Here is a 22,107-nt window from a genome sequence, read left to right on the forward strand (position 1 = left end):
GGATTACAATTCTTGAATTAAACGGACCACATGTTGAGTCGCATCGGGTTGAGCCTGTCGGCGTGCTTTCACGGCCATTTCCATTAACAGCTGGCGATTCAGCATCGGCTCTAATAATGTTGTTAAACTTTCCGGGGTCATCGTGGCCTGCGGGCAAATCTTTGCCGCATTGATATTGGCCAGGAATCCGGCATTGGCCGTCTGGTGATCATCCACTGCACTTGGAAGCGGCACAAAAATCGCAGCCACCCCGGCAGTGGCAATTTCAGTTACGGTCAAAGCCCCGGCACGGCAAATCACCAGATCGGCATCAGAATAGGCTTTGGCCATATCCTCAATAAAAGGCTGTACTTCAACTTGCAGACTGGCCGGTGCATTTTCATAGCGTGCCCGTGTCGACTCGGCATGGTTTTGCCCACACTGATGATAGACGCTTAATGGCACATTGAGTTGCTTTAAAGCTTCCGGAACCCGTTCATTTAAGGCTTGCGCCCCCAAAGATCCGCCAACGATCAGAATACGTAAGGGCAGTCCTGCCTTGTCACGCTCCTGATAACGCCAGGACGGATTTAAAATTTCGCTAATTTCCTGTCGTACCGGATTGCCAGTGGTGACGATTTTTTCCTGGGCCGGAAAAGTATTCGGGAAAGCCTGGCACACTGTTTTTGCCACACGCGACAATTGGGTATTGGTAAAACCGGCGACTGCATTCTGCTCATGGATCAGCACCGGAATACCTAAAATACGCGCAGCCAGACCACCCGGCCCGGCTACATAACCACCAAAGCCGGCGACGGCATCGACCTTGAGCTGTTTCATGAATTTCATGGCGCTCAGGGTTGCTTTCATAATTTTAAAAGGGGCCAAGGCTTTACGTACAAAACCATTGCCCCGTACACCCTGAATATCAATCTGATAAATGGGAATATTCTGGTTTTTTAATAGACGGTTTTCCATGCCTGCGGGTGTGGCCAACCAGGAGACCTGTATACCTTGTTGTTGTAAATCTTTGGCAACAGCTAACGCTGGAAACACATGTCCACCTGTACCTGCGGCCATCATCATGACATGTTTAGGCTGTTTTTGCTGAGCGTCGGTCACGGTCTAATTCTTCAATTCAAAAAATGGAGCAGGAAATCTGATTTAAGTAATCAATTGTAATCACAAACCTCAGGCCATGAAAGTTTATTTACTTTATTTCAACAAGGCTTTAATTGTTTTTTTCATGCAAATTCCAAGTTTAGACTCGTTTTATTTATAAGATCTGTACTTTTCCTTCGACTTAAGTGACATATCATAGCAATTTTAAATGATTTTCTCATTATATTATCAATAACCTTGCCACGGACAGGGCTTTATTTAGAACCCTTTACAGCTCACTCCCGGTCAATCCATATCCTATCATCGACTAATGAGCTTAGGCTTAAATCCTATCAATTTTATAAAACTTTCATGTTATTCATATCTATATATGAATGATGCTTGATGTACAAGCAGATGCTTTAAATGGACTCAGTTCGGATAAATGTCAAAAATCTCATGTCGTGATGTATGGATTATCTTGGCCGGTTATCTGGCTGCGATCCATGTCGGCAAACTTTCGGCCGTGATTCCTGTATTGCAGCAGGATTTAAACCTGAGTTTTACCCAGGCTGGTTTTTCATTAGCGTTGGTGCAGGCTGCCGGAATGCTGTTTGCGCTATGCATTGGCGCCTTCTCGGAAAAAATGGGATTAAAGCGCTGCCTGATCATGGCCTTAATCATTTTAGGGCTGAGCAGTTTTGCCGGGCTTTGGATTACGCAGCCTGCCACTTTATATGTATTGCGCTTTATGGAAGGAATCGGGTTTTTAACCATTTCCTTGTGTGCGCCAGCAATTTTAAAACGTACCAGCCGCGCTGAGACACTGAATTTCAAGATGGGACTCTGGAGTTCCTATATGGGCATCGGTGTCAGTCTGGCCGTATTGACGATTCCTCTCCTGCTTGAATATCTGGACTGGCAAATGATCTGGGCCATTTTGGGCTGCCTGTGCCTTGTCATTGCTGGCATGATTAAACAATATTTAAATATTGAACCTGTCTTGGTAACACAGCCAGACTCTTCTCAGCCAGCTACGGAAAACACCTCATTCTGGCAGATTGTTCAAATTACCCTGACCCATCCTCCCATTATCTGTCTGGCGATTATTTTTGCCTGTTATAGCAGTCAATGGATGACTGTCACGGGCTTCCTGCCTACGCTGTATGTCGAACAGGGGCTAGACTTAAAACGCGCAGGGATGCTGGCTTCAATGGTCGTGCTGGCCAACCTAGGCGGTACTTTTGGCGCAGGCATGTTGCTGCAACAGGGTTATAGACCGCACACCTTATTGAGTACCGGATTTGTGGCAATGCTCTGCAGCAGTTGCTTGGTATTTGCTGCAAATTCCTGGCTCTCATTTGAATTGCAGGTTGTCAGTGCCGTGCTGTTTTCACTGATTGGCGGGATGATCCCAACCACTGTTTTTGCGATTACCCTGCACTATGCACCACGTGCCTATGCAGCAGCGGCCAGTGTGGGTCTGGTTTTACAAATTTCAGCCTGCGCACAGTTTTTTATACCGACCCTGAGCGCTGCGCTGATATCTGCCACTCAATACTGGGCCAATCTTGCCATTATCACCGTCTGCCTTTCGATGCTGGGTATGGTAATGACGGCATTTTTATTTAAGCGCTATCCCCAATGAAAAAATAAAAAAGAGCCTGCAAGCAGACTCTTTTTTCACCTGATTTTGCTTTTAAACCTGATTGGCCTGCCCCGCTTCCAGCACGGCAAACAGATCATCTGCAATCGAGGTGCCAAACTGGGTGTCAATTTCACGGATACAGGTTGGACTGGTTACATTAATTTCAGTAACATAATTTCCGATCACATCCAGCCCTACAAAGACCAGACCTTTTTCTCTGAGATACGGCCCTACTTTTGCTGCAATGGCTTTGTCATTTTCAGTCAGGGGGCGTGCCTCACCTAGGCCACCCGCGGCCAGATTACCACGCACTTCACCATTTTGTGGAATACGGGCCAGACAATACGGCACTGGCTCACCATTAATCATCAGGATGCGTTTATCGCCTTCGACAATTTCCGGAATATAACGCTGCGCCATAATCGGCTGGGTACCATTATTGGTCAGCATTTCAATGGTTGAACCGATGTTGATGCCATCCTGATACAGGCGGAAAATCCCGGTGCCGCCCATACCATCTAGAGGTTTTACAATCACATCGACCTGTTCTTTGAGAAATTCACGGATCAGGCTTTGCTGCGAAGTCACCAAGGTCGGAACTTGCAGATGCGGGAACTGGGTCGCGAACAGTTTTTCATTACAGTCACGCAGGCTTTGCGGTTTGTTGATGATCCATGCCCCTTCGCGCTCTGCCTGCTCCAGAATATAAGTGGTATAGACGAAGTTCATATCAAAAGGCGGATCTTTACGCATCAAGACAACGTCATAAGCAGCGATCGACTCTTTTTGTTTTTCGCCAAGTTCATAATAATGGTCGTAGTCTTCAAATACCTGTAGCGGCGCGATCAGACCAAAGGCCTTGCCCTGATCGATATATAAATCTTGCTGCAATGCATAACCGAGTTCATGCCCGCGACGTGCTGCTGCCCACAGCATGGCCATGGTCGAGTCTTTCTTCAGGTTTACATTTTCAATGGGATCCATCACAACAAGTACGCGCATGTGTCTCTGCTCTTTTTCAAAAAATGACTTGGCAAGGAGTATAGCTTGTGTCGATTCTTTTGTTTATGGTGATTTTGCATGACTTATTTTATATAGGTACTGAGACAGATTGAGCCCACAGGAGGTTTGCCATGCAACAGGCCATTATCGGTTTTCACCTGGATGAGGAACAGCATTGGGTTGCAGAGCTGGCCTGCGGACATGGCCAGCATGTGCGGCACACCCCGCCCTGGCAAAATCGCCCATGGGTGATGACCGAGCAAGGACGTAAAGAAAAACTCGGGATGCTGCTAGACTGTAAAAAATGCGAAAAGTGCGAAACTGAAACCTGAACCTATGAAAAAAGTAGTATGTAGGTGACCTAAAAAATAATCTTGTCCAGAATTTGCTAATTTGAGTTACTGCGTTTATGCTTTTATTGCTCAAACATGCAGCGCATTTTTTCAGGGTGTACTTTTGCTCATACGGCTCGTCAAACAGATCTGGTTGGTGATGCTTGTGGTTTTTGCCATAGGCTGGAGCAGTGTGTCTGTCGCATCTGCAAACACCATGCATCTGGTTATGCCGTCTGAAAAAACGAATCCTCATTGTCTGGAAATGACAAAACCCTCTGCTTCTCACTCGCTGCATAAGACTGATCATCATCAAGATCAGGAACTGATTCAGCCGGACTGTGTCAGTGACAGCACCCAGCAGTCATCAGATTGTCTGGATTGTGGCACTATGGCCTGCCAGAACCTGGTCACCAGCCTGCCCATTACAACGCCCGAGTTAAGTGTGCCTGATCACGGTTATCCGGAAAAAACCTTCCTCCCTGCTTACCATGCCAAGCACCTTGCCGGTTACTGGCAAGAAATCTTACGCCCACCCAAAGCTTGATCCTGAATTTTTAATTTTTTTATTCATTAAGGATTAAGTTATGTTGCTTAAAATCAGTCAAAGCCTGTGTCTGGGCTTCGGTCTCATCTCGTCGTCTGCCCTGTTTGCAGCCGTAAAAGAATATCATCTGGTCATTGATGAAAGCCCGATCAATCTCACCGGAAAGACGGTCAAGCGAATCACTGTAAACGGAAAATTCCCTGCACCCTTGTTGGAATTTGAAGAAGGTGATGATGCAGTCATTCATGTACAAAACAACCTGAACAATCAGGATACCTCGCTGCACTGGCATGGCCTGCTCCTGCCCGGGCTGATGGATGGTGTCCCCGGATTTAACGGTTTTCAGGGGATCAAACCGAAACAGTCTTTTACTTATCGCTTCAAGGTTCGTCAAAACGGCACCTACTGGTATCACGCACATTCCAAAGGTCAGGAACAGGACGGCCTCTATGGCGCATTGGTGATTCGCCCCAAAGCACAGACATTACTACCTCCACATGAACAAACCGAGCGGGATTATGTGGTGATGCTGTCGGATTTTCACGAACAAAGCGGCCAGCAGATTCAGAACAATTTAAAAAAATCGGCCGAATATTATCAGAACCAGCGCGAAACTGTGGGTGATGTATTTAAGCAGGTAAAACGTGACGGCCTCAAGGCCACCTGGTCAGACCGCAAAATGTGGAACCAGATGCGCATGCTAAAAACCGACTTGTCTGATGTTACCGGTTATACCTTTCTGGTCAATGGAAAAATGCCGCAACAAAACTGGAGTGGCCAGTTCCAGCCCAATGAAAAAGTCCGCCTGCGATTCATTAATGCTTCTGCCATGTCGTTTTTCGATGTGCGTATTCCCCAGCTGAAAATGACCGTGGTCAGCGCCGATGGACAAGCTGTGCAGCCGGTCGCTGTAGATGAATTCCGTATCGGAACCGCTGAAACCTATGATGTGATTGTGGAACCCACTGCAGCGCATTACCAGATTGAAGCGGAATCGATCGACCGCTCAGGCTTTGCCATTGGCAGCCTGCATCAGGCAACTGATTCAAGTAAAACCCCGGCTCCGGTTCAATTACCGACACCGCGCCCTCGTGCCTTATTGACCATGGAAGATATGGGACATGGCGAACAGCATGACATGTCACATGACACACACAGCAGTCAGACCACTCAATCTGCAACTGTTACGCCTAAACATGATGATCATGCCCAGCACGACATGCATGCAAGTCATAGTGCCATGTCTGGAACCAATCAGCCTCATCAGCCGGTTGAGGGCTGGGCCAATATGTCTACGCCTGCAGGGCACAAAGCCTTGCAATATCAAGACCTAAAAGCCCTGACACCGCAACCTGATACCCGCGCAGCAGAACGTGAACTGGTGATTCGTCTGGGTGGAACCATGGAGCGCTATATCTGGACCATTAATGGTAAAAAATTCAGTGATGCCGAGCCGCTTCAGGTGAAATATGGCGAGCGGATCCGGCTGAAATTTATCAATGACAGCATGATGGCCCATCCGATGCATTTGCATGGCATGTTTATGCAGCTGGAAAATGGTCAGTCTGTTGCAAATATGCCAAATAAACACACTGTGATTGTGCCGCCCGGGAAAACGGTGACTACCCTGCTCACAGCAGACGAACTGGGAGAATGGGCAATTCACTGCCATCTGCTCTATCACATGAGTGCCGGTATGATGAACAAGCTGATTGTGGCACAGGTTGACGAAGATCAAGCATCTCACCCTTCTTCACAAAAAATGCCATCAAAGCCAGCAGCTGCCCAAGGAGAAAGCCATGCACATCACTAATCTTTTGGTAAAGTCAGTGCTCAGCAGTGCACTTACCCTAAGCAGTCTGAGTATTTTTGCGGCAGCTTCTAGCGAGCATACGGGTCATAATGAACATCAGCATCATAGCGGGCATCATGCCATGCAAAACATGGCTGATAACCACGCACAGCATACTGAAACTGCAGATGGCGCATCCTATCAACCACCAAAGTTATCACATCAACAGCAGGCGCTGAGCACACCACAAAATTCAGTCAGTTCTGCCAGCCAACATGACCACCGTAAAGAACATGGCGCACAGATTTATAGCCAGATCATTCTGGACCAGAAATGGCAGCATAGTTCAGAGGGAAATGGGGCATTCAAGTCCAAGAACCAAGCCAGAATTGGCACGGATGAAAATAAAATCTTCCTCAAGTTAGAAGCCGACAAACAGGAATCCCATCCGGCCGAATATGATGCCAAAGTGCTGTATAGCCGAAATATTTCTGATTTCTGGGATGTGCAGACCGGGGTGCGCTATCGGCAGGAAAATTTAGCCGAGCCTTCTACAAACCAGCAGAACGAGCGCTTCGATGTAGTATTTGGCCTGCATGGCCTGGCCCCCTACTTTTTCGAAACGGATGCTCATGTCTATGTCGGTGAAGATGACTTTGTCGGATTAAAACTGGAAACAGAGCGTGACCTGTTACTGACTCAGAAACTGATTATGCAACCCTTTGTCGAACTGGATGTCATCCTGAATGATCAGGCAGCGAATGCGAAAAAAACCGGCCTTAGTCATGCCACCTTGGGCCTGGAAACACGCTATGAACTGAGCAAAAAGCTCATGCCTTATCTGGAAGTGGGTTATGAATATAGTAAAGGCAACAAACAGACAGCCTGGCAGCAAAGCTCTGATTCTGAAAAAGGCTGGATCTATGGTGCAGGTCTAAGAATGATGTTCTAAATTTTTGATACAGAAAATTATGCAGCTACGGGATATGAAGCTCCATTTATGCCCCGTAGCGCTATGGCACTATACATTTGGCTGAGAAAGATTTTTTAAGCCTATGAACTGTACATGCGATGTTTTTCTGCACTTTCCCGCTTATTAAGAGACTTGTTATTTTGCGAAAAACTAGTCTTCATCGCCTTGATTTCCACTGTTACTTTTAGCAACCAAAGTGCCTAACATAATGATAAAGGTACTCACACCGCCAATTAACAGGCTCATCAGCCCCATTTCCAGCATAAAATTGCTATCGCCAGTCTCAGGGGCACCCCATAGAAATTGAAGACGATCGCCAAAAACAAAATTGATTGCACATACAATCAGAAAACCAATCAAGGTGGCAATCAGTAAAGTGACCACCAAGTTCTTCCACATTTTACATCCGACGAACAGGATGATCATGGCCAGTCCAACCATGGTCATGATGGATATAAGTAACACACTGTTCCAGTAATCCATGAGACTCACTCGTATTTGGTTTTAAATTAAAATCAAGAAATTCTTATAGTTAATTTTTCCAATTGAATTTTAATATAGGTGGATTTTTATACACAAACAATGACGATAACTATCTTAAAACTACAAATACTAATTTACCCAAAGTTATAAAATACACTGACTTAGTAAAATCTTGCTGGGTACTGAACGATTTTGATTAACATAAAGTAACACAAACACAACGTGTATTTATTGTTTAGCTTGGTTAAAGCTTAAATACAACCGATAAAGCTCAAGCGAATCAGCTTGAAATGCTTTAAAAAACAAGAATTGAGCTACTTTTATAAGAAAAATAAATAATAAATATAAAAAACTTGAATATTTTCTGATTTAGGCTATGCTGTCTTTAACTAGAAAAAAGCGTTGTTTAGTTAAGCTTCTTTAAGTGCCGCAGTATTATTTATAATCCTCAGTTTTTTCAGATCTTTATTTCAATTCTTGTTGTTTTTCCAAGTTATCCATAGTCATTTGCATGACTAAAATTATTAAAATTTAACAGGTTATATTATGTCTACTACAGTTACCGGTACAGTAAAATGGTTTAACGAAACTAAAGGTTTTGGTTTTATTCAACAAGAATCAGGTCCTGACGTTTTTGCACACTTTAAAGAAATTAGCAGTTCTGGTTTCAAAACTTTGTTTGAAGGTCAACGCGTTTCTTTTAGCGTGGTTGATGGTCAAAAAGGTCCAAATGCGATCAATATCGTTGCGCTATAATTTAGCCCAGCAATAAGAAAAAGCACCTTCAGGTGCTTTTTTTAGCATTGAAGATTCATAATTTTAGTGAAAGGTTTTCTGCTTGTCTGGTTAGCTCATCAAAAGTGAATTTTTAAGAATCATGTTTCTGAATCACTGCTGCTCAGTGGGACGTTATAAAAAGATAAAAATGAAAACCCCTGGCATCCTGCCAGGGGTTTTCCGTATGCGTTCGCTTGGTATAACTCCTGTCGTACCTTACTTTCCTTGTATTTATGTATTGTTATTCTTGTGTGGAACGTCCTGTTCCTGTTAAAGCCATCATAGGAAATTTCCACTATTCAAAATAGCCGCAAAGTGCTGGAATTCATGTAAGCCAATGCTTACAAGAATAGACAGAGATAATAAATTTCAAATGCTTAGAAAATCGAGTATCTATAAAAAAAGGAAGCTCAAGCTTCCTTTTCTATGCCAATCCAGGCTTAGATCCCGTATTTAACACGGTAATCTTCCATTTTCGCCAAAGCTGCTAGGTCGCCTTTCGCTTCCAGATAGTCCATTAAATCTTTCATGGTAATTAAGGCATGTACAGGAATCTCAAGCTCTTGCTGCACTTCCTGAATCGCAGACAGTTCGCCCTGACCTTTTTCCTGACGGTCTAATGCAACTAGCACACCCGCAATCTGCGCACCGGCATTTTTCAGGATGGTGACGACTTCACGAATCGCTGTGCCTGCGGTAATCACATCATCAATGATCCAGACTTTTTTACCTTCTACAGAAGCACCGACCAATACGCCACCCTCGCCATGGTCTTTGGCTTCCTTGCGATTAAAACCCCACGGCACACTTACCCCATGATTTTGCGACAGAGCCACAGCAGTTGCTGCCACAAAAGGAATGCCTTTATAGGCAGGTCCAAAAATCACTTCAACATGGTCACATTTGATCAGTTTTGCAGCATAGCCAGAAGCCAGCAGTGTCAAGGCTTCACCATCATTCAACAGACCCGCATTAAAAAAATAGGGACTCACACGTCCCGATTTTAAAGTAAACTCACCAAATTTAAGCACACCGCGTGATAATGCGAGTTCGATAAAAGCTTGTGGGTTAAACTGAGCTGGCGTTGACATGAGGTGCTCCTAAATCCATTAATTAAGGTAAGACTTGCGCATGATACCAAAGAGTAGCTATCCAGGTGATCAAAAAATTCTTCGCGTCGTTTCAATTAATGTCAACGGCTTACGCTCATCTGTCACCAAAGGTCTATTAGAATGGATGGAACAGTCGGATGCCGACGTGATTTGCATGCAGGAAAGCCGGATCACGCATGCGCAGTGGACCGATAAATTCAAGCCTGAAGGCTGGTACACGCACCTGTTTCCTGCCGAGCGTCCGGGTTATGCCGGTACTGCCATTTATAGCCGTCTGCCTTTTGTGTCTCTGACCGATGGCTTGGGTTTTGAACTGGCCGATTCACAAGGCCGTTTTATTGCCGCTGAATTTAACTTGGGTCTAGAACAAACTGTACAGATCTGTTCCCTGTATCTGCCTTCGGGTTCATCAGGCGATGAAGCACAAGCGCGTAAAGATCACTTTCTGGAAGAATACGCAAAAATCCTGAAACAGTGGCGCGATGAAAATAAATCGGTGATTGTCTGCGGTGACTACAATATCGTGCATAAACGTATCGATATTAAAAACTGGTCGGGTAACCAGAAAGCCTCGGGCTGTTTACCGCACGAACGTGCCTGGCTAGATCATATCTACGATGAGCTTGGTTATGTCGATACTTTCCGTGAAGTCCGCAAAGAAGCCGAATTATACTCCTGGTGGTCAAACCGTGGACAGGCGCGTGCCAAGAATGTTGGTTGGCGGATTGATTATCATGCCTGCTCTCCGGACTGGAAAGAGCGTACCGTTAATGCCTGGGTCTATAAAGAACAATGGTTTAGCGACCATGCCCCCGTGATCATCGACTACAAACTATAATCTTCATTATTTAATTGAGTGAACATACGTTCACTCAATTAAGGCTTATCTCTTACATGACATGACGTATTTTTTGGGTTTATCTTAATGTAATAACATAGCATTATAGCGCTACGGCACAAGGACATGTCAGGACGACAACATAAGGACAAGACGCCGTAGGACGAAAATAAAACAGACTATAGATTTAGCTTGTTTTGCATGGATGTGACATTGGACGTTGGATTGAGACCCGCATGATCAGGATGATTAAATGCGGGTTTTCTATTTCTATTATTCCCAAATTTTTATTTTTCTTATTATTTAGATTGTTCTTTTTCTTGCTGCTCATGTTAAAGCTGCTTGATGTCATTTTGATGACATGACTTTTCTGGTATTTAAAATTTTTTCTTTTTTTTCATTTGCTTTTGCATGGTTTGCTGCTGCCAATTTGGTTAAGCTAGTTCATGATTTAAATTTTTTAGATGGCAGCTATGTTAAAAATTTACGGAATTAAAAATTGTAGTTCGATGAAAAAAGCCTTTGATCTGCTGACGGAGCAAGGTCTGAGTTATGAATTTCATGATTATAAAAAACAGGGCATCGATGCTGAAACCGTCAAAACCTGGCTGGATGCCTTGGGTCAGGACGTGGTTCTGAACAAGAAAGGCACTACCTGGCGTAAACTCAGTGAAGAAGAGCAACAGGCCACCCTGTCAAGTGAAAATGCCTTAATTAATGCATTAACCACCCATACCAGTTTAATCAAACGTCCAATCTTGGCAACCTCTACAGGATTTATTGCCGGTTTTGATGAAACAGCTTATCGTAGCTTAGCCCACTAATATCTTGTATTGAATAACACTCATAAAAAAGCCTGACATCGATCAGGCTTTTGTATATCTGCTTAAAATAAATTAGTTGGCACGAATCCAAGTCTGGTTACGACCCAATGCCGCTACACCGATGAAACCACGTAGCTCAAGTTTCTTGCCACCGTCTGCCAGCTGGCCTTTCAACTTATAGGTTTTACCGGATTGCGGATCCAGGATCGAACCGCTGTCATAGCTAGTCCCGCCAGCATTTTTTAGACCTTTAACAATGGTCAGGCCTTTCAGAGATTTGTTGTGATATGGACCTTCACATTTCTTGCAGGCATTTTCTTCACCTGGAGTTAACACAGACTGAATACTGGCTGACAAAGTGCCGTTCTTTTGTTCAGTGAATTTAACCATGGCCTTAGGCTGCTTGGTTTTATCATCAATGGTTTTCCATACCGTGCCATTTAAAGGATCCGCGGCATTCGCCAATGCAGATAAGCCTAGTAGTCCTAACGTAAGCGCTATTTTTTTCATTTTCTTCATTTCCTTAGTCTGAAAATAGACCCATGTAGTATTAAAAAGTCACAACAATTTTTCAATTTTTAGGTGTGACTATTTAGTGTAACCTTGTAAATATGGTTGGTAAATAATCTACACGATCAATAAAAGCACAAAAAGATGGAAGGAAGATGAAGATAAGCCCGCTAACGAAACAATTAATTACAGAAAGCTTTTTAAAAACGGCCATTCGTGCCCCGAGCAGATTCAGTCTTCCACCGAGTTCAATGCGCATTGCTCTGGAACAGATGTGCAAACTTTTCCCTCAGGATAAAACGGTACAGATTCGCTCGCTTCGATTGGCCGGACTGCGCGCGGAAGAAATTAAGCCGCAGCAGGAATCGACCCAGCTGATTTTTCATATTCATGGCGGCGCATTTTACTTAGGTTCTTTAAATACCCATCGCGCCTTTATGACTCAAATTGCGGCTCGAACCCAGATGCAGGTGCTGCATGTCGATTATCCACTATCACCCGAATCTGCCTATCCTGAAGCCTTGGAAGCCTTGTTTGATGTCTATAATCTGCTGCTAGATCAAGGTGTTCAGGCCAAAGATATCATTCTGTCCGGCGATTCTTGCGGTGCCAATCTAGCCTTGGCGCTGGCACTTAAAATACAGCAGGAAAGTCTGCCACAGGTCAGCGGTCTGATTCTGCTGTCTCCACTGCTGGATTTAACGTTGACCAGTGAATCTTTACGTTATAACCAGAAGCATGATGCCCTGCTGTCTCTGGAAACGGTTCAAACCGGGATTGAATATTATGTGCCGCGTTCGATTGATCGTGGTGATCCGGAAGTTTCTCCTTTTTTTGCCGATTTAGCCGGCTTGCCACCGATTCATATTCAGGTAGGTTCCAAGGAAATTCTGCTGGATGATGCTAGTCGTTTTAAAGAAAAAGCGGAACAGGCGGGTGTCGAGGTCGAATTTAAACTCTATACCGGCATGTGGCACAACTTCCAGATGTTCAGTGCCTGGTTCGATGAAGCCAAACAGGCGCTGACCGATCTTGCAGAATTTGCCCATCGTCTGGACCGAGATTAAGCATGATTTAGCATATAAAAAAGGTCAGCTGTAGCTGACCCTTTGAAAAGAGGTTTTAGGTTTTAAATGGCCTGAACTTGCTGCAATGCAGTTTGCAATGCTTGGGCTTTAACCGCTTCGCCCATGTTCACTCCTTCAGCACGAATCACTTCGATATCATTCACACCGGTAAAGTTAAACACGGTTTTCAGGAAAGCCTCCTGAAAATCAGCCGGGCTTTGCTCGCCATAGACACCACCACGGCTGCTGGCAATATACACTTTCTTATTGCCCGCCAAACCCACAGGACCTTGTTCGGTATATTTAAAAGTACGTCCCGCGACACAGATCCGGTCAATCCAAGCTTTTAGGGTCGATGGCAAACCGAAGTTATACATCGCCGCACCAATCACCACGATATCTGCCTGCAAATATTGCTCTAAAATTTCCTCGCCCAATGCCGTCTGTTCTGCATTCTGGCCCATTAAAATTTCGGCGGTAAGATGGGGAATAGGCTGTGCAGCCAGATCCAGATATTCAACTTCAATGGCCTCAGCATATTTTTGCTGCAATTGTTCCACCACGGCCTGAGTCAACTGACGCGAAATAGAAGCATCTCCTAAAATACTGGAATCAATCTGTAAAACTTTCATGGCTTCGCTCTTTATCTTTGGTTGTTTCTAACAATGCAGCCATTTTAACGATTGACTATCTTGAAATAATTAGCACAAATAAAACACATCATCCTGAATTTAGAACAAAACTGCATGCCTCTTAACCTCTTTAATTTTGATGAGAACCCTTTGGTATAGCCTAGATCACTTGTGCTATAGGCAAAGAATGAGCAGATCAGATATCAACTAAATCACAAAAATGTTTTAAATATTGTTGTTTATCAAGCATTCAAACTTATGTTATCTTGTGTAAATAAAGTTATAAATATCCAATAAGTCTTAAAAAAAATCTGCCATAACAATTAAAGTCAGACCGGGACCATGAAGCGAATATCGCCTGTATTAGAAAAAGTGCTAAGACACAGAATCAAGAAATATCTGGTCGAAGATGAAGTCGTGATGAACTGGCGCATCCTGAAGAAATGCATCCTGATGCTGACCTTGGGATGCGGAGTACATCTGACCTGGCTCGGCTGGGATATTTTCGTGTTATTAAATCCCGAATATTGGCAATATGTTCATCTAGAACGGGTCTATACACAAATTACTCTGAACAGCAGCTTTCTGGTAATTCTATTTCTCCTGATTTTTCCCTGTTATAAATTTCAGGGGAATCAGCTGATTGAACGTTATCTGCCTTATATGGCAGTGGGTACTTTTGTTATCTCGTTGTGTCGTGACGCCTATCTCGTCGGGGTGATCAGCCCTGTGGCCACGACCTCCTATGTCTGTTTAATTATGGTGGGACTGGTGCTGTTCCATCGCACGCTGGTTTATAGCATGCTGATTCCAGCGTCAATTTTCCTAGGCGGATGTGCCTATTTAAGTTTCAGTCATCAATTGCCTTATTCACCGCTATTTAATATCGATGACAAGCTTTTCTATAATGGTTTCTGGCTGTTATCGATGCTGTATTTCATTTTGCCAATTCTGGCCGTCTGTATGGTCTTATTCGAGATTCTGCTCAGTCAATGGCGGCATCGTGAGCAGCTGATCAAACAACTGAGTCAGATTGATCCGCTCACTAACCTGTTTAACCGCCGTAGCATCAACCAATGTCTGGATAAACTGAATGCCGCAGCAACTCCGAATTACGCCTTGGTCTTACTGGATCTGGATCATTTCAAGAAAATTAATGATCACTATGGCCATCATAAGGGCGATGAAACCTTAGTTGAAGTGAGTGCTGTGCTGAACCAGCAATTGCGCGAAAGTGATGTGGTCGGCCGTTTTGGTGGGGAAGAATTTATTCTCGTGCTTAAAAATACTAGTCTGGAAAAAGCCGAACAAGTGGCTGAACGCTGCCGTATCGCCATTCAGCAATTGCAGATTTTCAGTGATAAGGGTGAGCTGATTCCGGTGACCGCCAGTTTCGGGATTGCCATTTCTAGCGCGGAATTACGCCCACAACAATTATTGAGTCAGGCCGATCAGGCGCTTTATCAAGCCAAAGCCGGTGGGCGTAATCTGGTCAAAGCCTATGCTGAACCGGTTCCAGTACAGATACAGGTCTCTTAAACGGGTTCAGCTTTTTAAGACTTGATTATGGATTTTCACTTTGAGCTAGTGCTTGCAGCTGTGCTAGCAATTCTACCTCGCTAAAGGCACCGGTCAAACGCAAGCCACGAATTTCCTGCTGCTGTGCATTCAAGAATAAATACGTTGGCGGTCCTAGAATTTCCCATTGGTTTAACAGCGCTTGATGAGAGACATTATATTGGCTTAAATCCAGCTTGATCAGGAAATATGGCGCAAGCGCCTGCTGTACCGCTGCAGATTTTAAAATACGATGTTCGATCGGCTGACAGGCAACACACCAGTCGGCGTAGACATCAATAATAATCTTTTGCCCTTGTGGTGCCCTGTCCAAAATCTGCTGAAATTCTGCTGCACTACGTGCCACATGCCACTTGGCTTCTGTGCTCGCCTGCTCCACAAAAAAACGCTGACTGTGCTGATATTGGCTATAAGCGATATAGGGCACGGCCAGTACCAGACACAGGATATATAGCCATCTCAAACCGGTACGATGCCAGAAAATCCGGAACAGCACATAAGCCACGAAGGTCATACCCAAAGCTAGGGATAACCATTGTAAAGCGGCTTCTGAAATCAGTGGGCGAATAAAATACAGCGCCAGCGCCAGCATGATAAAGGCAAAGAGCACTTTGATCTGATTCATCCAGTGCCCGGCTTTAGGCAGAATCCGTGCACCCAGAATACTGGCCAGTAATAAAGGCGTCCCCATTCCAAAACCCAGGGTAAACAGCAGTAAAGCCCCCTGCCACTGACTTTGCGTCTGGGAAATAAACAATAATGCACCTGCCAGCGGTGCGGTCATGCATGGTCCCACCAGAAGCGCCGAAATCATGCCCATAACGCCGGCACTGACCAGACTACCTCCCTGCTGCATGGCCTGTGCCCGATCCAGACGATGAACCAGACGTTGCGGCAATTTGATTTCAAACAGGCCAAACAGATTCAGCGCAAACAGGACAAACAGGATGCTAAATGCGATCAGGGTTCCCGGTTGCTGCAACCAGCGCTGGAAGTTCAGACCAGCTGAAGACGCAATTAGGCCAAGTACTGCATAGACAGCGGCCATACTGCTGACAAAAGTCAGTGCAATCATCCAGGCTTTCAGACCTTTACTGTCACGTACGATCAACGAGGTCAGAATTGGCAGCATCGGCAAGGAACACGGGGTGAAAGCCAGTAAAATTCCCAAGCCGAAGAACAGTAAAAGCCCATAGCCCAAAGAGCGCTCAAGCAACTGGGCTGACCATTTCTGGTCTTGTGCTGCATAAGGTTCGGTTTGTGTGTTGGCTGATGCAGAGATTTCATCTGCTGTAGATTCTGAGGAATCCACTGTATTAAACAGGGTATTGTGTTGCAGTGATGAAGTATTCAGATCAAGTAAACGCTTTGCTCCTGATCCGGCAGCTTCGAATTGCACCAGACCGGACAAATCGGTCTTGAACTGAATGGTTTGTGGCGGATAACAGATCCGGTCTTTGGCACAGCCCTGCCAGCTGACCTGATAGGATTGCCCCGCCTGAGTCGGAATTTGAAACTTTAACTGCTGATAATAAACCTGGGTATGTCCATAGTTATCATCATATAAATCTTCAGCGGGTGGCAACTCAAACGACACCGGTTGGTTGCCCTGCCGGACTTCAATTTTATGCTGATACAGATAATAGTTGTCTGGAATCTGCCAACTCAGTTCAGCCTGCTGCTGACTGGTGGAGATCACGCTCACAGGAAAAGCCTGCTCGGCAGACAACAATGCAGTTTCCGCCTGAGCAGGACTGCTGAACAAGGTGCTTCCCAAAATAACCGGGGCAAGCATTTTCCCCCAGGTCGGGAACTGCGAGTATTTCATCATCTGTGAGTTGAATAACTTAGAACAGCACAGAGAAACCTAGGCCTGAGAAGTAACTTCGATCTGCACCATCCAGATCTACACCGACATTCGCATCCAATTGGACACGGTCGTTTAAGGCATACATAACCCCGGTACCGAGCGCGTATTGATTATCGACACTTTCAGCTTTACGGTAAATCAGTTCAGAATAACCTGACCAGCGATCAGTAATGCGGTAGTCTAGAGAAGGAATCGCAGACACTGCCCAGTTGCTGTCCTGCCATTCATAACGCATGGTCAATGCGGTACTGACCAAGTCATTATATTGATACGACACGACAGAACCCAAGCTGTAAATATCTTCTTCATTAGTGAAACCGGCATTGCCTGTTGCAATGATGGCTTCGGCCAGCAAAGCCATACTGAGTTTGTCATCATCCAAATCAATGGCCTTTTTCAGACCAATACTAACATCGCCCAGACCATCATCTTCTTCGGTCTGGCCATTGGATTTCACTTGGGTCCAGGTCGGGCCAGCCCAACCTAAACGCAATTCCAGATCATCACTGAGTCCGGTACGTAACAACATATCTGCACTGAGTGTGGTCACGGTCTGATCGCCCGACTTGCTATAACGCGCTGTAGGCAAGCCTTGCTCCCAAGCGACATTTCCGACTGGAGTAATTCCAGTACTCAGACCCTCACCTGGTCGATCAAATTCAAAATCTGCTGCGAAAAGCTGTGCACTACAACCGGCCAGTGCAATCAAACCCAAGGTTTTTAATGTTGTCATGTTGGAGCTCTTTATTAAAATTTAACTGAGTTCTTTGGTCATTTTTGCGCCATGCTTGCGAAGCAGTTCTAGCGTCTGTTTTTCTTCGTCTAAAGCTTCTGACCAGTTGATTTCATCAAAATCACAATCAAAGAATAGATCACTAATTGAAGATAAAATAGTCATGCCATCTTCATCTTTGCTATTTGGATCGACTTTTTCATCCAGTAAACGCTGTACAGCCGGTGCACATGCGGCACTCGCGGCATCCCAGAGCGGGCCATAAATTTCTTCTGCATCCCACAGATGCAGATTCACTTTGGCCTGGATCAGTTCTTCCAGAATCTGTAAATGTACCGCCAAACGTGCCTGTTTCTCCTCTTCTGAAAGTGGTGTTCCGGCTTCATACAGCTCACACACTTCTTCCCACCATTTAAACAGGCCATCTGACCAGACCGAAATCACCGGGCCTTTGTCATGATCAATAAAATTCGGGTTGAGTCCATCTGCCAGCAGCTGTTTGACCTGGTCCAGATTTAATTCTTCGAGTGCTTGCACAAAAAGCTGTTGTTGCGCAGTTAACATGATGGAGCTCACTTTGATTCGTTTTCGACTATTATGCCGAATAAAGCAGGATTTGTTGTGCTTCTCATAACTATATTTTTGTTTAATACGAAAAAAGCCCCGCAGGGCTTTTTCAAATCAGTTCGGCTTACTCTTCGATATCCGCAGTATCTGTGTCTGCTAGTTCGAGAGCACCAGGACGAACATTGTCTTTTTTCTCGATCACATGTTCCAGACTACGTTTTAGTCGGTCAATTGCACCATGGATCGCAGTATCGACATTATGGCCACGATGATTGACTACGACAGGTTTCAAGCCTGCAGGACGCGCTTCAATCATACAGCGAATATCGTCATCGCCGCCTTTGGCGCCATTTTCATCACTGAGATGGACTGAAAAATGGGTAATACGTTCGCTGTGGCGCTGGAATTCTTGATTTAATTCTTCCCGTACATAAGTAATTAAACGATCACTATTCTGAATGTGGTTATCGGTACGAAGTTCAATATTCATATATTACCATCCTCAATCTTTGTAACTTTTGAGTGCAAAATTTTTTATCTTGGCACGTTTGTAGCTTGCTGTTTCGCATCGCATTTCACTTCTTCAAATGATTGGAATCACACCCTCCATTTTGAATGATGAACACATTTTTGAGTCTGCAGAATCGTGTCCTTATATCTTGAATATCGGCTGTATCTTGGAAATATGCAAGTGATATTTTGGTTTTTTAGCAAAAGAATAATCCATTGTGACAACTGCTTACTCAGCTCAAAAATACAGGATTTTTCAAACGGAAATTTCACAACCTTTCACATGATTTAATTTGAAATAATTTTTTAGCCAGACCGATAAATCGCTTAAATAACACTCGACCAGGAAACCTAAAAAAAAGAAATTAAAAGTATTTTTTTATGAAAATTAGCTCACTTTTACCTAATAATTTATCTTATAAGATCAGCGCCTAGTCAGCCTTACAGTCCTGAATAGATCATTTGCTTTATCATTATTTAGTTGCTTTTGCATAACCGGGAAAAATACTCTTTCGTCATTTTAAAATAACAACCTGCAAAATAATTTTTTATTGAAATATAAGACCGTTCAATCTCACTTGAAGAGGCTGAGAACAGGCTTATAAAACGACGATCATTTGAGATTTTCAAACTAACCTCATTACACAAACAGAACAAAGCTGTTCAGCCTCAGGCCCAAATTAATTACTAAACAATCTGTATATCCCCCCCCCTATTTTTTACTGATTTTGTAAGTTAATCATCGTAAATTGAAGTGATTTTATATTTTTAGTTATACATTCAGTCTTTTAAGGCACTACATATTCAACTTTATTTAAAAAATAATAATTTAGAGAAGTATCAGCGAAAGGCAATGAAAACTGAGGAAGATGATCGTCTTCATTCAACTCATGGGGGCTGAAATATATTTAAGTCAGCGATCACTTTTAACTTTATTTTTACTTATTAATCTGTATGCTTATTCTGCTTTCTCGGGGGGATAGATTTAAATGAAATTTACACAACTTGCGGCACTTTGTGCATTGGCTTCAACTGCAGCATTTGCTCAAGCAAAACCAGTTTGGCAGGACTTTAGCGTTACAGGTCTTTATGGTGAAAACTATGAAGTTGTAGACGATCAGCAAACTACTTTAACTGTTGAATATGCTGCAAAAGTTAAATATGCAGATGTATTCTTCTTTATGGATCGTCTGCGCGGTGGCGATGATGTTAAAAGTACGTACTTTGAGTTATCACCACGTTTAAGCTTAAGCGAAGTTACAGGCCAAAAACTTGCCTTTGGTCCAGTGAAAGATGTGCTTATTTCAACAACGTGGGAAGGTTCAGATAATGCTGATAACTTCCTATATGGCGTGGGCTTTGACCTTGATATCCCATACTTTCAATATGCTAGCTTGAATCTTTATCGTGCAAATAATGAAAAAGTGTTTGGCAATAAAGACGATTATCAAATGACGCTTACCTATGGTGTGCCATTTAAACTGGGTGCTGAAGACTTTCTTGTAGATGGCTTCCTTGATTGGTCAACTGCTGAAAAAGACGCTCAAGCAAGCGAGTTAAACTGGACTACACAGTGGAAATGGAATGCGGGCAAACACATTTCTCCAGACACCCGTTTATACCTCGGCGTTGAACATTCAGTGTGGAACAACAAGTTTGGTCTTAAAAATCAAGACGAAAACAATGTCAGCGCACTTGTGAAATATCATTTTTAATTGATGTATGATCAAAGGCAGAACTCCGGTTCTGCTTTTTTTTAAACTGTGATTTCAGCTCACCTCTACCAGAACAAGAATATGCCTGATTTTGACATTCGCCCTGCGACCGAACATGATCTTGAAACCATTCTCGAGATTTATAATCAGGAAGTACTCTATGGTACTGCGACCTGGAACAGAACGGCCTTTGATTTGAACTATTTCAAAATCTGGTTTAAGCAGCTTAAAAATCAGAATTTCCCGGTTTTTGTGGTTGAAGATACTCAAAATCAAGTCATTGCTGGCTATGCCTGTTATGATCAGTTTCGTAGTATTCAGGGCTTTCAACAGACGGTAGAACATTCGATCTTTTTAAATCCAGATTATGCAGGGCAAGGTTTAGGTTCTCAATTATTGCAGTATTTAATTGAACAGGCTCAAGTACAGAAACTGCATATCATGGTTGCTGCAATTGATTCAGAAAATACCTCGTCAATTCGCCTGCACGAAAAATTAGGCTTTATTCAAACTGCGTATATGCCGCAAGTCGGACAGAAGTTTGGGCAATGGCGTGATTTGGTTCTCTTACAACTGAATCTGGATCTGGATCTGGATCTGGATCTAGCTTGATTCATTCTTAGTTTAAAGCTATTCCAGAACTGCTTGCTGGACACTCCTCTTTAGCTTTTTAATATTTGGTCATCACAATATTTTGTTGTTATCCAGTTTAATAAGCACAAGTTCTATTTACTTATACTAGTGGCTATGTTTTATTCAGCTCAAAATCATACTGAATAACACCATGTATAAATCTCTATTGTCTATCGGTCTTTTAAGTGTAAGCACGCTCACTTTTGCTGATTCAGAGTTCGAGAAAGAATTGCGTTCAGGCTGTAGCAAAGTGCAAAGCTATGCAAATAATGGCAAGAAATTCTACGACCAAAAACAATATCAAAAGGCCATAGCACAATTTGAGCAACAAGCCGCATGGTCATCCTTTTGTGCGATGAATGTAGAAGGCGGTGGTACAGCTTTTTCCGAACGCGATATCACCACGGCGTTTAATAATGTTGGCTTAAGTTATGCCAAGCTTGGAAAGCCGCAATGGGCACGCGCCTGGTTCTCGGTTTTCCCGAATGCTAAAGCCAGCCAGTTCAATCTAAAACAGTTACCTGCACCAGAAAAATCAAAGAGTCTTGCAGGAAAATATGTTCGTTATGCAGGTTTTGGTCAATGGAATACGATGGAAGTTAAACGGGCTTCGAATGCCTACCAAATTGAGTTTAATGGACTCTATCTGGGTTTGCGCAGTCTGATTTATGGACCAAATATGGGAGAATTTTCAACCCGCATGCCACTGAATAAAGCTCAGACCAATTACAGCGTAGAAGATTGCAAAATTGATTTAAAATTTCAGTTTAACGCTCAAATTGGACAACAGATTGTGGTGAATAGCAGCAATCCGATGTCTTGTGGTTTTGGTCATAATGTCTCGGCAGAGGGTGCATACTTAAAAGTGGAGTAGCGCTTTTGAG

23 protein-coding genes are annotated in these 22,107 nt (G+C 43.8%); 13 read left to right on the forward strand and 10 right to left on the reverse strand.

The window, feature by feature from the left end; all coding sequences use genetic code 11:
* Positions 1 to 3: 3 nt before the first annotated feature.
* The gene (gene murG, locus FTV08_RS09085) at positions 4 to 1,101 is read right to left on the reverse strand and encodes an undecaprenyldiphospho-muramoylpentapeptide beta-N-acetylglucosaminyltransferase (RefSeq protein ID WP_180087154.1); all 1,098 of its coding nucleotides are present in this window, start codon (positions 1,099 to 1,101) and stop codon (positions 4 to 6) included.
* Positions 1,102 to 1,525: 424 nt separating this feature from the next.
* Here murG and FTV08_RS09090 point away from each other — a divergent pair, with 424 nt between their 5' ends.
* A complete protein-coding gene (locus FTV08_RS09090) occupies positions 1,526 to 2,728 on the forward strand; it encodes a CynX/NimT family MFS transporter (RefSeq protein WP_180087155.1) in 1,203 nt (400 codons plus the stop codon).
* A gap of 51 nt (positions 2,729 to 2,779) precedes the next feature.
* On the opposite strand, the gene gshB is transcribed toward FTV08_RS09090, so the two are convergent.
* The gene (gene gshB / locus FTV08_RS09095) at positions 2,780 to 3,730 is read right to left on the reverse strand and encodes a glutathione synthase (RefSeq protein WP_005250312.1); all 951 of its coding nucleotides are present in this window, start codon (positions 3,728 to 3,730) and stop codon (positions 2,780 to 2,782) included.
* Positions 3,731 to 3,861: 131 nt separating this feature from the next.
* Here gshB and FTV08_RS09100 point away from each other — a divergent pair, with 131 nt between their 5' ends.
* From FTV08_RS09100 to FTV08_RS09115, 4 genes are all read left to right on the forward strand, one after another.
* Positions 3,862 to 4,062 (forward strand): DUF3565 domain-containing protein, encoded by a 201-nt coding sequence (locus FTV08_RS09100; protein WP_004281307.1) that lies wholly within the window; start codon positions 3,862 to 3,864, stop codon positions 4,060 to 4,062.
* 124 nt (positions 4,063 to 4,186) lie between these two features.
* Positions 4,187 to 4,609: a hypothetical protein gene (locus FTV08_RS09105; RefSeq protein WP_180087156.1), complete on the forward strand. Its 423-nt coding sequence runs from the start codon at positions 4,187 to 4,189 to the stop codon at positions 4,607 to 4,609.
* A gap of 40 nt (positions 4,610 to 4,649) precedes the next feature.
* A complete protein-coding gene (locus FTV08_RS09110; RefSeq protein WP_180087157.1) occupies positions 4,650 to 6,422 on the forward strand; it encodes a copper resistance system multicopper oxidase in 1,773 nt (590 codons plus the stop codon).
* On the forward strand, positions 6,409 to 7,353 hold the full coding sequence (locus tag FTV08_RS09115) for a copper resistance protein B (protein WP_180087158.1): 945 nt from the start codon (positions 6,409 to 6,411) through the stop codon (positions 7,351 to 7,353). Before FTV08_RS09110 ends, FTV08_RS09115 begins: the two co-directional genes overlap by 14 nt.
* 171 nt (positions 7,354 to 7,524) lie before the next feature.
* Here FTV08_RS09115 and FTV08_RS09120 read toward each other — a convergent pair whose 3' ends face one another.
* The gene (locus FTV08_RS09120; protein WP_180087159.1) at positions 7,525 to 7,857 is read right to left on the reverse strand and encodes a hypothetical protein; all 333 of its coding nucleotides are present in this window, start codon (positions 7,855 to 7,857) and stop codon (positions 7,525 to 7,527) included.
* 546 nt (positions 7,858 to 8,403) lie between these two features.
* On the opposite strand from FTV08_RS09120, the gene FTV08_RS09125 reads away from it, so the two are divergent.
* A complete protein-coding gene (locus FTV08_RS09125) occupies positions 8,404 to 8,613 on the forward strand; it encodes a cold-shock protein (RefSeq protein ID WP_004281299.1) in 210 nt (69 codons plus the stop codon).
* 461 nt (positions 8,614 to 9,074) lie between these two features.
* Here the strand turns inward: FTV08_RS09125 and pyrE are convergent, their stop codons facing one another.
* Positions 9,075 to 9,725 (reverse strand): orotate phosphoribosyltransferase, encoded by a 651-nt coding sequence (gene pyrE, locus FTV08_RS09130; protein ID WP_004729142.1) that lies wholly within the window; start codon positions 9,723 to 9,725, stop codon positions 9,075 to 9,077.
* Between the two features lie 40 nt (positions 9,726 to 9,765).
* Between pyrE and FTV08_RS09135 the strand changes: the two genes are divergently transcribed.
* On the forward strand, positions 9,766 to 10,584 hold the full coding sequence (locus FTV08_RS09135) for an exodeoxyribonuclease III (protein WP_005105345.1): 819 nt from the start codon (positions 9,766 to 9,768) through the stop codon (positions 10,582 to 10,584).
* A 473-nt stretch (positions 10,585 to 11,057) separates the two neighbouring features.
* On the forward strand, positions 11,058 to 11,408 hold the full coding sequence (locus FTV08_RS09140; RefSeq protein WP_005105344.1) for a Spx/MgsR family RNA polymerase-binding regulatory protein: 351 nt from the start codon (positions 11,058 to 11,060) through the stop codon (positions 11,406 to 11,408).
* A 72-nt stretch (positions 11,409 to 11,480) separates the two neighbouring features.
* Here the strand turns inward: FTV08_RS09140 and FTV08_RS09145 are convergent, their stop codons facing one another.
* A complete protein-coding gene (locus tag FTV08_RS09145) occupies positions 11,481 to 11,918 on the reverse strand; it encodes a DUF2147 domain-containing protein (RefSeq protein ID WP_005105342.1) in 438 nt (145 codons plus the stop codon).
* Positions 11,919 to 12,073: 155 nt separating this feature from the next.
* Here FTV08_RS09145 and FTV08_RS09150 point away from each other — a divergent pair, with 155 nt between their 5' ends.
* Entirely contained in the window at positions 12,074 to 12,985 is a 912-nt protein-coding gene (locus FTV08_RS09150; RefSeq protein WP_004729134.1) for an alpha/beta hydrolase, read from the forward strand.
* Between the two features lie 62 nt (positions 12,986 to 13,047).
* On the opposite strand, the gene FTV08_RS09155 is transcribed toward FTV08_RS09150, so the two are convergent.
* Positions 13,048 to 13,617 (reverse strand): FMN-dependent NADH-azoreductase, encoded by a 570-nt coding sequence (locus tag FTV08_RS09155; RefSeq protein WP_044108816.1) that lies wholly within the window; start codon positions 13,615 to 13,617, stop codon positions 13,048 to 13,050.
* A 342-nt stretch (positions 13,618 to 13,959) separates the two neighbouring features.
* Between FTV08_RS09155 and FTV08_RS09160 the strand changes: the two genes are divergently transcribed.
* Complete coding sequence (locus tag FTV08_RS09160) at positions 13,960 to 15,156, forward strand: GGDEF domain-containing protein (RefSeq protein WP_180087160.1); 1,197 nt, start codon at positions 13,960 to 13,962, stop codon at positions 15,154 to 15,156.
* A gap of 25 nt (positions 15,157 to 15,181) precedes the next feature.
* Here FTV08_RS09160 and dsbD read toward each other — a convergent pair whose 3' ends face one another.
* The 4 genes from dsbD to FTV08_RS09180 all read right to left on the reverse strand — a co-directional run bounded on the left by dsbD (position 15,182) and on the right by FTV08_RS09180 (position 18,855).
* Positions 15,182 to 17,023, reverse strand: a complete 1,842-nt coding sequence (gene dsbD, locus FTV08_RS09165) for a protein-disulfide reductase DsbD (RefSeq protein ID WP_180087194.1) — start codon at positions 17,021 to 17,023, stop codon at positions 15,182 to 15,184.
* Positions 17,024 to 17,042: 19 nt separating this feature from the next.
* The gene (locus FTV08_RS09170; RefSeq protein WP_180087161.1) at positions 17,043 to 17,798 is read right to left on the reverse strand and encodes a transporter; all 756 of its coding nucleotides are present in this window, start codon (positions 17,796 to 17,798) and stop codon (positions 17,043 to 17,045) included.
* Positions 17,799 to 17,819: 21 nt separating this feature from the next.
* A complete protein-coding gene (locus FTV08_RS09175; RefSeq protein ID WP_004647221.1) occupies positions 17,820 to 18,362 on the reverse strand; it encodes a hypothetical protein in 543 nt (180 codons plus the stop codon).
* A 127-nt stretch (positions 18,363 to 18,489) separates the two neighbouring features.
* The gene (locus tag FTV08_RS09180; protein ID WP_004281285.1) at positions 18,490 to 18,855 is read right to left on the reverse strand and encodes an HPF/RaiA family ribosome-associated protein; all 366 of its coding nucleotides are present in this window, start codon (positions 18,853 to 18,855) and stop codon (positions 18,490 to 18,492) included.
* Between the two features lie 1,009 nt (positions 18,856 to 19,864).
* Between FTV08_RS09180 and FTV08_RS09185 the strand changes: the two genes are divergently transcribed.
* The 3 genes from FTV08_RS09185 to FTV08_RS09195 all read left to right on the forward strand — a co-directional run bounded on the left by FTV08_RS09185 (position 19,865) and on the right by FTV08_RS09195 (position 22,097).
* Positions 19,865 to 20,590: an outer membrane protein OmpK gene (locus FTV08_RS09185; protein ID WP_005105335.1), complete on the forward strand. Its 726-nt coding sequence runs from the start codon at positions 19,865 to 19,867 to the stop codon at positions 20,588 to 20,590.
* An 81-nt stretch (positions 20,591 to 20,671) separates the two neighbouring features.
* On the forward strand, positions 20,672 to 21,202 hold the full coding sequence (locus tag FTV08_RS09190; RefSeq protein WP_180087162.1) for a GNAT family N-acetyltransferase: 531 nt from the start codon (positions 20,672 to 20,674) through the stop codon (positions 21,200 to 21,202).
* Between the two features lie 172 nt (positions 21,203 to 21,374).
* Positions 21,375 to 22,097: a hypothetical protein gene (locus tag FTV08_RS09195; RefSeq protein WP_180087163.1), complete on the forward strand. Its 723-nt coding sequence runs from the start codon at positions 21,375 to 21,377 to the stop codon at positions 22,095 to 22,097.
* Positions 22,098 to 22,107: the final 10 nt, after the last annotated feature.

Origin of the sequence: Acinetobacter sp. YH12226, from assembly GCF_013417805.1 — a bacterium.
GTDB lineage: Bacteria > Pseudomonadota > Gammaproteobacteria > Pseudomonadales > Moraxellaceae > Acinetobacter.